This is a genomic window from Bacteroidota bacterium (genome assembly GCA_039714315.1).
GTDB lineage: Bacteria > Bacteroidota > Bacteroidia > Flavobacteriales > JADGDT01 > JADGDT01.
The window spans coordinates 1-11,325 of sequence record JBDLJM010000103.1 but is presented as its reverse complement, the minus strand read 5'-3'; the positions used below and the strand labels follow the sequence as shown (position 1 = coordinate 11,325).

General features: G+C 35.7%; 12 protein-coding genes. All 12 read left to right on the top strand.

What is annotated here, in order from left to right; genetic code table 11:
- A partial coding sequence (locus ABFR62_10320) for a NifB/NifX family molybdenum-iron cluster-binding protein (GenBank protein MEN8138813.1) occupies positions 1 to 499 on the top strand: 499 nt, incomplete at its 5' end.
- Between the two features lie 6 nt (positions 500 to 505).
- Positions 506 to 925: a thioesterase family protein gene (locus tag ABFR62_10315; GenBank protein ID MEN8138812.1), complete on the top strand. Its 420-nt coding sequence runs from the start codon at positions 506 to 508 to the stop codon at positions 923 to 925.
- 139 nt (positions 926 to 1,064) lie between these two features.
- On the top strand, positions 1,065 to 1,901 hold the full coding sequence (locus ABFR62_10310) for a hypothetical protein (protein MEN8138811.1): 837 nt from the start codon (positions 1,065 to 1,067) through the stop codon (positions 1,899 to 1,901).
- Positions 1,902 to 2,217: 316 nt separating this feature from the next.
- The gene (locus ABFR62_10305) at positions 2,218 to 3,345 is read left to right on the top strand and encodes an ATP-binding protein (GenBank protein ID MEN8138810.1); all 1,128 of its coding nucleotides are present in this window, start codon (positions 2,218 to 2,220) and stop codon (positions 3,343 to 3,345) included.
- Positions 3,346 to 3,564: 219 nt separating this feature from the next.
- Positions 3,565 to 4,857, top strand: coding sequence for a tyrosine--tRNA ligase (gene tyrS / locus ABFR62_10300; GenBank protein MEN8138809.1), 1,293 nt, complete (start codon positions 3,565 to 3,567; stop codon positions 4,855 to 4,857).
- Positions 4,858 to 5,102: 245 nt separating this feature from the next.
- Complete coding sequence (locus tag ABFR62_10295; GenBank protein ID MEN8138808.1) at positions 5,103 to 5,792, top strand: uracil-DNA glycosylase; 690 nt, start codon at positions 5,103 to 5,105, stop codon at positions 5,790 to 5,792.
- Between the two features lie 57 nt (positions 5,793 to 5,849).
- Positions 5,850 to 6,626 carry an enoyl-CoA hydratase-related protein gene (locus ABFR62_10290; protein ID MEN8138807.1) on the top strand — a complete coding sequence of 259 codons (777 nt, stop codon included), beginning with the start codon at positions 5,850 to 5,852 and terminating at the stop codon, positions 6,624 to 6,626.
- Between the two features lie 56 nt (positions 6,627 to 6,682).
- Positions 6,683 to 7,663, top strand: coding sequence for a histidine kinase (locus ABFR62_10285; GenBank protein ID MEN8138806.1), 981 nt, complete (start codon positions 6,683 to 6,685; stop codon positions 7,661 to 7,663).
- A complete protein-coding gene (locus ABFR62_10280; GenBank protein ID MEN8138805.1) occupies positions 7,660 to 8,361 on the top strand; it encodes a response regulator transcription factor in 702 nt (233 codons plus the stop codon). The genes ABFR62_10285 and ABFR62_10280 overlap by 4 nt, the downstream gene beginning before the upstream one ends.
- Before the next feature lie 429 nt (positions 8,362 to 8,790).
- A complete protein-coding gene (locus ABFR62_10275) occupies positions 8,791 to 9,438 on the top strand; it encodes a DUF47 family protein (GenBank protein MEN8138804.1) in 648 nt (215 codons plus the stop codon).
- Between the two features lie 19 nt (positions 9,439 to 9,457).
- Complete coding sequence (locus ABFR62_10270; protein MEN8138803.1) at positions 9,458 to 10,585, top strand: inorganic phosphate transporter; 1,128 nt, start codon at positions 9,458 to 9,460, stop codon at positions 10,583 to 10,585.
- Between the two features lie 115 nt (positions 10,586 to 10,700).
- Positions 10,701 to 11,325 (top strand): carboxypeptidase-like regulatory domain-containing protein (locus ABFR62_10265; protein ID MEN8138802.1); only part of this gene is annotated, 625 nt, incomplete at its 3' end.

The window sequence follows — 11,325 nt, the reverse complement described above, 5'->3', positions numbered from 1 at the left end:
AATTTTTCTTCTAAAGCTGGGTAAATATCAGCTATTTTATTATGAACATATGTTCACAATCATACTTATTATCTACCTAAGTACCTTAACTTTGCAGGAAATAAAATTACATAAAGTGAAAATAGCTATACCTGCAAACGGAAACAGCGTAGAATCACATTTCGGAAAATGTAACAGCTACGCGATTGTAAATATTTCGGATGATAATAAGATTCAGAGTATCTCTGATTTTGATGCCTCAGATTCCTGCGGATGTAAATCGAATATTGCAGAAACTTTTATAGAAATGGGCATTGACACAATGCTTGCCGGAAACATGGGACGAGGAGCTGTAAATTCAATTAGTTCTCAGGGGATTAAAGTTGTAAGAGGCTGTAAAGGCAATATAACCGATGTTGTGAATGAATATTTAAGCGAAGGTATTATTGATTCGGGAGTATTCTGCTTAACACACGACCATCACCACGCCGAAGGATCTAATCACCAATGCAGACATTAAACAGTAATGACACCCCACGAATACAAATTCAGAGTAAAATACTCCGAAACAGACAAAATGGGCTTCGTTCACCATTCTAATTATGTTAAATATTATGAGAATGCACGTTGGGAGACAATGAGACAGTTGGGTATTCCATATTCGACAATAGAATCTAAAGGAATTTTTATGCCGGTAATTAAACTTGAAAGTAAGTTTATTAAACCAGCATTTTACGATGACGAATTAACAGTCACAACCACTATTAAAGAATTGTCTTCGGTAAAGATTAGCTTTCAATTTAATATTAGTAATTCTTCAGGCAATATTATTAACAACGCCATGGTAAGTTGTGCATTTATTGACAGTGAAAGCCATAAAGTTCGCCGAACTCCGGAATTCATCCTTGAAAAACTGAAGAAAAGCACAGAACTATATCCTGTCTGATATTTCAAAAAAAATTACAGATTTATAAATTATAACTATCGCGGTCCAGATCAAATTTATGATCTAGATCGTGTTTTTATGTTCAGTTCTCATATATTTGTTGAAACTTTACATACACAACGAACTTTACACGAATTATATGAAAAACAAATATGTTCTTTGGTCCATAGCTATTCTAATTACCATTTTTGCTTCTGTTTATCAGAAATTGGTAGGTCCTACCCATCCTGATTGGATGAAAACTGAATTAAATGGAACCGAACATAGTTACAAACTGCGACGCTCCAACGACGGAGAGTATTTAGCTCCAATAAAGATTGAAATATCTGATAAAAAAGTATCAGGGAAAGTTCATTATAAAAATTACCCGGTAATTGAAGGAGAGTCTTTTCAATCGATAGATTTTAAGAGAGACGGTGACTTCTTAATTGCCGAGTTACCTCACCAGCCTGCTGCGGGTAAATTAATGTACTACATAGAATTTGAAACTGATAAAGGAAGTGTTTTTGAGAAAAAAGACACTCCAATTGTTTTGCGATATCGCGATCCTGTTCCTGACTGGGTTTTGATTCCGCATATTTTCTTTATGTTTTTTGCTATGATGCTATCAAACCTGGCGGGACTAAAAGCGGCTGTAAATAGTGACGGATTTAAAAAAATTGGGAAATATGCTTTAATAGCTCTGGTAATTGGAGGATTTATCTTTGGCCCATTAATGCAGAAATATGCCTTTGGTGAATTCTGGACAGGAGTACCTTTCGGATTCGATCTGACAGATAATAAAACACTAATAGCTTTCTTAGCCTGGGCATTTGCTCTTTGGCATGGAAGTAAAAAAGAAAACAGTCGTACTGTATTCATATTTGCAGCAGTTGCTACATTAGTTGTCTACATGATCCCTCACAGTGTTCTGGGTTCTGAACTAAACAGAGAAAGCGGACAGGTTGTAACAGGAATGATAACATTGTTCTTCTAAGTATCTCTTTTATAAAATAAACAAAGCCCCTCATCAGGGCAATAAAATTAATCCGTGAATCTGTGGCAAGTTTATTCAGCCGCAGGTTCACGGATTTTTTTTTATAATACCAAATTGAATTCAAAATGGTTGATAAGAAGAACTACCATATATGAATGATTTCTATCATCCTCATTAATTTGACTGAATTTTCCAGGTTAACCTCAATAGTTTGACTGAATTTTTCAGGTTAACCTTAATAATTTGACTGAATTTTTCAGGTTTTATTGAAAATATAATATATTTGTAATATTATATTTACCTATAAATCAGCCAAATGATTAACAGAAAACTACAAATACATATTAGAAAACGCTTTTTCAAAGGAAAGGTGATTGCTATTATGGGACCCCGTCAAAGCGGAAAAACAGTTTTAGCCAGACGACTGACAAAAGAGTTTACTTCTGAAACCATATGGCTAAATGCTGATGAATCTGATGTTAGGCAAATGTTTACGAATCAAACTGTGGCTATCCTAAAACAAATTATTGGCAATAAAAAGATAGTTGTAATTGACGAAGCTCAGAGAATAATAAACATAGGTCTGGTTTTAAAACTATTTGCTGACAACTTTAAGGAAATACAGGTAATTGCCACGGGGTCGTCTTCGTTCGATTTATCCAACGAAATTAATGAACCGCTGACAGGACGTAAGTACGAACACACTCTTCTCCCTTTTTCCTTTCAGGAGCTTGTAGAAAACACTAATTGGATTGACCAAAACAGACTTCTCGAACAAAGGCTTATATACGGCAGCTATCCTGAAGTAATTACAACTCCCGGTGAAGAGGAAGAGTTGCTTGCAAACCTATCCGACTCATATCTTTATAAGGATATTTTTACATTAGAGAACATAAAAAAACCGGCCGGACTTGAAAATCTTCTTAAAGCGCTGGCATTTCAGGTGGGTAGTGAAGTTGTAACAAATGAGTTAGCGAAACTGACGGGAATGAGTGGCGAAACAGTAGAAAGATATATCGTTCTTTTGGAAAAGGCATTCATTGTGTTCAGACTGCCTTCGCTGAACAGGAATTTGCGAAATGAAATAAAGAAAAATAAGAAGATTTACTTTTATGATAACGGCATAAGAAATTCGATTATAAAAAATTTCAATCAGATTTCTATGAGAGACGATGTTGGAAAACTATGGGAAAACTATCTGGTGAGTGAAAGAGTAAAATACAATCACTATAACAAGATCGATGTAAACAAATATTTCTGGCGAACTCATACACAGCAGGAGATAGACTATATAGAGGAATACGACGGTAAACTGCATGCCTATGAGTTTAAATGGAGTACAAGAAAAAAGGTAAAATTCCCCGCCACTTTCATAGAAGCCTACAGCAATTCGGAAACCAATATCATAAACAGAGAAAATTATTTCGAATGGTTGAACGATTAGCGCTCAACTTTTTTCTAAATAGCTTTGCTTTACTATCTTTGCACGTTCAAAATTGAATTTTAATTTTCAGTATTTATCCAATTGCGCTAGGGATAGCAGTGGCATCCTTTTTTTAGCGGTCACTGAGCGGAGTCGAAGTGTAAGCTAAAAAAAGATATAACGGATAGCCCGCCCGAGCGCCCAAATAATATTTAGGAATAAGATATAACACAGTATAATATGATAAATTTTGTTGAAGAATTGCAGTGGCGTGGTATGATACACGACATTATGCCGGGAACTGAGGAACAACTTGCCAAGGAAATGACCACGGCTTATGTCGGCGTTGATCCAACCGCTGATTCGCTTCACATCGGGCATTTGGTTTCTATTATGATGCTGAAACATTTTCAGGTTGCAGGCCATAAGCCCTTAATGCTTGTTGGTGGTGCCACAGGTATGATCGGTGATCCTTCAGGGAAATCTGCCGAACGCAATTTACTAAATGAAGAAACTTTAGCTGCTAACCAGGCAGGAATAAAAGCTCAGATGGAAAAGTTTCTGGACTTTAATTCTGATGCAAAAAATGCAGCTGAAATGGTGAATAACTACGATTGGATGAAAGATTTTTCATTCCTTGACTTTATTCGCGATGTCGGCAAGCACATCACTGTGAATTACATGATGAGCAAAGATTCTGTTAAAAAACGCCTTAGCTCTGAATCTACAGTTGGGATGTCGTTCACAGAATTTACATATCAGCTGGTTCAGGGAAATGACTTCCTTCATTTGTTCCGCGAAAAAAACTGTATGATCCAGATGGGCGGATCGGATCAGTGGGGCAATATAACTACAGGTACCGAAATGGTTCGAAGAATGGCAGGCGGAAAGGCTTACGCTATTACTTGTCCGTTGATTACAAAAGCTGATGGCGGAAAATTTGGAAAAACTGAATCGGGAAATATCTGGTTAGATCCGAAGAAAACATCTCCGTATAAATTCTTCCAGTTTTGGTTGAATACATCTGATGCCGATGCCGAGAAGTATGCTAAGATTTTCACTCTGTTGAACAAAGATGAGATTTCTGAATTGGTTGAAAAACATAACGAAGCGCCGCATTTAAGAGTTTTACAGCAGAAACTTGCCGAAGAAGTTACCGTAATGGTTCACTCCCGCGAGGAATATGATGCTGCAGTAGAAGCTTCTCAGATCCTATTTGGAAAAGCTACTTCTGAATCTTTGAAAAACTTATCGGAAGATAACTTCCTTTCTGTTTTCGAAGGAGTGCCACAGGGAACAGTTGCTAAAGCTGATATCGATGGTGGCCTTCCGATAGTTGATGCATTGTCGGAAGTAAGCGGTTTTTTAAAATCGAAAGGTGAAGCCCGCAGAGCATTGAAAGAGAACTCAATTTCTCTTAACAAGGAGAAAGTGAAAGAAGATTTTGTTGTAGAGCAAAAGGATTTAATAAACGGTAAATACGTTTTATTACAGCGTGGTAAGAAAAATTACTTCCTGCTGGTTGTAGAATAATATCTTTAAGAGATAGACTCAAAGCAATAAACCGCAAACTGATTTTTAAATTAGTTTGCGGTTTTTTTTATTGCTGTTCGGTTTTATTACTTAATAAATCAATATGCCCTGTAAAATCTAATTGGTCGCTCTGCTACACTTGTCCTTAAATTAATACTTATATTAGCCGGTAACTTTAAAGAGTCACGGCCTCACTAATTCTCATTATGGAGATAAGTGAAGCCGCGACTAAAATATCGCTAAAAATGCACGTGAAAATACCTGATTCCTGGAAAGATCTCCTCAAAGATGAACTCGAAAAAGAGTATTTTTCTGAACTTATCGAATTCGTGGAAAACGAATATAGAACCCAGACTATCTTTCCGCCTGAGGAACATATTTTTTCGGCATTTGATTATTGCGGTCCGGACGATTTGAAAGTTGTAATACTCGGACAGGATCCATATCATGGCAGAGGGCAGGCTAACGGACTATGTTTCTCGGTAAGTTCCGGGCAAAAACACCCTCCTTCTCTAAAAAACATATTTAAAGAAATCCGCAGTGAATATGGTGGTGAAATTCCAATATCGGGTGATTTATCTCATTGGGCCGAACAGGGTGTATTAATGTTAAACGCAACATTAACCGTTAGGGAAAAACAACCGGGATCGCATCAGAAAAAAGGATGGGAAACATTTACAGACTCCGTTATTAAACTGATTTCCGACAAAAAGGAAAATGTTATTTTCGTTCTTTGGGGTGCTTTTGCACAAAAAAAATCAAATTTAATAGACTCCGAAAAGCATCTTATTTTGGAATCGGCACATCCATCGCCATTTTCTGTTCATAGAGGTTTTTTTGGCAATAATCATTTCAAAAAAGTAAATGACTATCTGAAATCAATAAGGAAAGAAGAAGTAAACTGGCAGAGGGAGGAAGTTTACACTCTGTTTTAGCATTTAAAAAATCCATATATTTGGTTAACCAATAATAATTACTAACCAATATATAATATGGAGATTATAAAAAGTGAATTCCTTGATGGAGTTCAGAAAATTACATTAAGTCGCCCGAGGGTTTATAATTCCTTTAACTCAGATCTGGCTAAAGAACTACAATCAGAGCTCGACAAGGCTAAGGAAAACAAAGAAATCAGAGCGGTTCTGCTTACAGGCGATGGTAAAGCTTTTAGTACCGGACAGGACATTGCTGAACTGATAGACCCGAATGGTCCGGACTTATCATCAATATTGTCAGAGAATTACAATCCGATAGTAAAAAAGATCAGAGAGCTCGAAAAACCGGTAATAGCAGCAGTTAACGGTGTTGCTGCGGGTGCCGGCGCAAATATAGCTTTGGCATGCGATATTGTTATTGCAGGAGAATCAGCTCAGTTTATACAAATATTTTCAAAAATAGGACTGATACCCGATGCCGGAGGAACCCATGTTTTACCACGTCTGATAGGATGGCAAAAAGCCTCAGCACTGATGATGCTGGCAGAACCAATACCTGCAGCAGAAGCAGAGAGGATTGGAATGATATATAAATTTGTTGCAGACGATGAATTGGAAGAAGATGCGATGATACTGGCAAGTCATTTAAGTAATATGCCCACTATAGCACTAGCCAACATAAAGAAAGCCCTGAATAAATCTGTCACAAATAGTTTTGACCGGCAGCTTCTGCTAGAAGAAGAGTTACAGATTGCATCTGCCAAAACAAGTGATTTTAAAGAAGGATTATCAGCCTTTGTAGAAAAAAGATTGGCTAAATTTGAAGGTAAATAGAATTGTTTGAAGTTTGGAGTTGTAATTTTCAAACTTCAAACTTCAAACATCATAATATGCTTAGGTTTTTTAGAACAATTTGGAACAGCCCTTTTTGGAGCAACTTCATCCTCTGGCTGGTACTATATACAGTATTTTTACATGAATATCTGAGAAATTTGCTCGGAGAAAATTATAATTTGCTGAATGTAGTTTTACTACTGCTATTAATTATACTTCCTATTTACATCCATAACCTTGTACTTATACCTAAACTTCTGTTGAAACAAAGGTATATAGCATATATATTCAGCCTGATAAGTTTACTTGTTCTTACCACCTATGCATTCACTTTTGAAGATGAAAACTTCAAAGATGATTTATTAAGATACCTCCCTTTCTTCATCGTTGCCGCCTCAATGAATTTAATAAAAAGACAGATTATTGGTGAGATGGAAAAACGAAGTGCTGATTTGCACCAAAGAGAAATGGAGCTAAATTCCTTAAAAGCACAAATAAACCCCCATTTTTTATTCAACACACTCAATAACATCTATGCACTAACACTAACTAATTCTCCTAAAGCGTCGGAAGTTGTTCTGCAATTAGCAGGATTGATGAGATATCAACTCGAGAGCACTAAGAAAAATCTGGTAACTCTAAATGAAGAAATAGAATTTCTAAAACAATATTTTGAACTTGAAAAAATAAGAGTTGGCACTAAAGCCAACCTGATATTTGAAGTGAATTTAGATAAATACTCATTATGGATTCCTCCGATGATATTGATGACTTTTATTGAAAATGCATTTAAACACGGAGTTAATCGCGATAAAAGTAAATCATATATCAAAATTTCCATATCTTCGCATAAGCAAAACCTCACAATGATAATTGAGAATGGAAAACCGGAACACAAATCCGTAAATACGGGCTTTGGTGGTTTTGGTCTGAAAAATGTGGAGCGAAGATTAGAACTACTACTTCCGGGAAGATATGAAATTAAGGTTGAAGAAAAGAAAGAAAAATACGCAACAATAATAAATCTTAAATTATGACATTCACCTGTATTATTGTAGACGACGAACCTTTAGCACAAAGTGTTATTGAGAGTTATTTAAACAACGTACCCAACCTCGAAATAAAAGGAAAATTCGACAATGCTATTGAAGCTTTGAATTTTCTAAATTCCAATGAAATAGATCTGATGTTTTTAGATATAAACATGCCCGAATTAAGCGGTATGGATTTACTAAAAACTATGACAAAAAGACCTGAAGTTATATTAACAACAGCATATTCTGAATATGCAATTGAAAGCTACGAATTAGGTGTTTCCGATTATTTACTAAAACCAATAGCTCTGCCACGATTCCTTAAGGCAGTGAACAAGGTTATTGATTCGTTGACAAAAGAAAAAAACTATCAGGATGGGGGAGGTGAAAAGCCCCGTTATGTTTTTGTAAAAGTTGATGGTATAAACTTAAAATTAATGCTCGATGATATTAAATACATAGAAGCTTACGGTAACTATCTAAAAATATTCACCACTGAAAAGATGTATTTAATTACCGATACGATGATTAACTTTATGAATAAACTTGACGAAGATTTCGTTAGAATTCATAAATCTTATATTATACCTCTATCCAGAATAGAGAAAATGATAGGAAACAGAATCCATATAGGAGAAGATCAAGTCCCTATTGGCAATACATACAAGGCTGAATTGAAAAGCAGAATGTCTAATCAATAGACTCATAAAAATGGTTATGGAAGATCAACTTTTTTTAAAGTTGATCTTTTTTTTAGATTAAAATTAACTCAAAACAAAGCCAGCAAAACACTCTTAACCTTTAGATAATACACATATAGATTTACGAAAGTCTCTGTAGGACTTACCTTACCTTGCAAGCAGATCCAAAACCTGTCCCAGGTAACACAATTAATCATAGGCGACACCATTCCAACACATAAAACACTGATCTTTTCAGACTTACAAAATTAACTCCAATTTTATGAGCCTGATAAACACAATTAATTTCATCAAGAAATCTCCAGAATTAAACACCCTTCTTAGGTTAACTCAATGTTAATTTAACGTAAATTTGATTTCAAGGAAAATATTAATTTTTCCAATCCCTTACTTTATTGTTGTTTTTTGAATATAAAAAACAAGACAAATATGGCATTATTTAAAAGCTCAAAATCAGTAATACGCGACATAGAAGAATACATAGACAAGATTGATCAGGGAGGACTCCTGTTCAAGAAAGGAATTGTTGATTATCTCGATGAAAGGGAAAAATCCTTTCAGGATGTACTTTTATCTATAAGAAAAGAGGAAGGTAAAGCAGATACTCTCAGGAGAAAAATTGAAAACGAACTATACCTGCACTCTCTACTTCCTGAACACCGGGGAGACCTGATGCGTCTGTTAGAAAAGATGGACGATATTATGGATTTGATGAAAGAGAATCTTTATCAATTCGATGTTGAAGAACCAACTGTTCCGGAAGAAATTCACGATGACTTCAAAAGGTTGGCTGATTTATCAATATCGGCAGTTGAAGAATTACTACCGGCTGTTAGAGTATACTTCACTGATCCAAAAGCCGTAAAAGACAGATTACACAGAGTATACTTTTATGAAAAAGAAACTGACAAACTGGCTTTAGAAATAAAAAGATCAATATTCAAGAAAATACCCAACCTACGACAAAGTCAAAAAATACATTTAAGATACTTCACTTTACACATAGAGAACGTATCTGATGCAGCAGAAGTTGTAGCAGATATTCTTACAATTATGGCGATAAAACGAATTCAATAATAAAAACGATCTAATAAATATGATATTATTATTTCTATCAAGTGGATTGTTTTTAGGATGGTCGTTAGGAGCCAATGATGCTGCAAATATCTTTGGTTCTGCAGTTGGAACTAAAATGGTAAAGTTCAGAACAGCGGCAATAATAGCTTCAATATTTGTAATTATGGGTGCTGTAATCCAAGGTAGCGGAGCAGCTCATACACTTGGAAAACTAGGTCAGGTAAATGCCTTGGCAGGTTCCTTTACGGTAGCTCTATCTGCTGCTATTACAGTATTGTTTATGACTAAATACAGACTGCCTGTATCAACATCTCAAGCTATTGTTGGAGCAATTATTGGCTGGAACTTCTATACCGGGAACCCTACAGATCACAACTCTTTAACAAAAATTGTTTCCACATGGATATTCGCTCCAATTTTAGGAGGGATCTTTGCAGTAATCCTGTATCAACTTCAAAAGGTTGTAATAGAAAGATCTAAAATACATTTAATAAAACTTGACTCTTTTTTGAGAACGGGGTTATTGATTGTAGGAGCATTTGGAGCCTATAGTTTGGGTGCCAACAATATTGCAAACGTTATGGGTGTATTTATCGATGCCGCCCCTACCGGTGATTTAACTTTTGGATTTCTAAAATTAACAGGAATCCAACAGCTGTTTCTACTGGGAGCTTCATCAATCGCAATCGGTATAATTACATATTCCAAAAAGATAATGTCGACCGTAGGCAATAAACTATTTGCTTTGTCAACAGAAGCAGCATTAGTAGTTGTACTTGCTCACTCATTGGTGTTATTCGTCTTTTCATCACAGGGACTTTCAGATGCTGTACAAAGTATAGGATTACCTGCAATTCCATTGGTGCCGGTGTCCAGTTCACAGGCAATTATCGGAGCAATTTTAGGCATAGGACTACTAAAAGGAGGAAAGGAAATAAAACTGGATGTGATGGGAGGAATTGCTATTGGATGGATTACAACACCAATTGCGGCAGGAGTTATAACCTTCTTCTCTTTATTCTTTATGGAACACGTATTCGTGTTGCAGGTTCAGGACACAGAAACAAAAATAGAACTGTCACAAAGCAACGACATTAAAACAGCCCAAGGCGATAAAGATTACAAAACAGTCCAGGCTAAAAATTAAAAGTAGTAAATAATAAATTTTATAATAATTAAACTAGAAGAGAATAGTAAGGTGTAAGCACTAAACCAAAAACAACTTGCGAATCTCACTTATTGACCATTAAATATTTTTTTTTATGAAAAACATGTACAAATTCCTGTTACTTGTTGCAATGCTAACAATATCAGGATCGACATTTGCCCAGGAAATATACAAGGGTAAAGTTACAGATGTCGAAACAGGGGAACCAATTCCAAACGTAGATATACGTTTTGTAGGATCTAAATTTGAGGCAGTATCTACAGCAGACGGAACCTTCTCTATTGAGAGAACAGGAGACACCTACACATTAAACTTCTTTCACGAAGACTATGATGTTAAACAATTTAATACACGCGATCATACAGGTGACATTAACATCCAATTGATGTCAAACGTACGTTTCAATCAATACGGACAAAAAGTAAGTCGTCAGGAACTGACTTCGGAATCCAGAGAAGGCTTTATTGCTTTCGAATCTGAAGACAGAAATTATAAACTGTGGTTCGACAACCGTATTTACCTTGATGGAGCACATTATTTCGATAATTACGATCACAGTAAAACACAAGAACAAAACTTAGAGGAAGGAAGATTAGATGTACCGGGTCAACTCTTAAAACTTAGAAGAATGCGTTTTGCCATTAAAGCAAGAGTAGGCGATAACTGGTATGGAGAAATTGATTTCGATTTCGACGGAAACATGGTTGATATTAAAGATG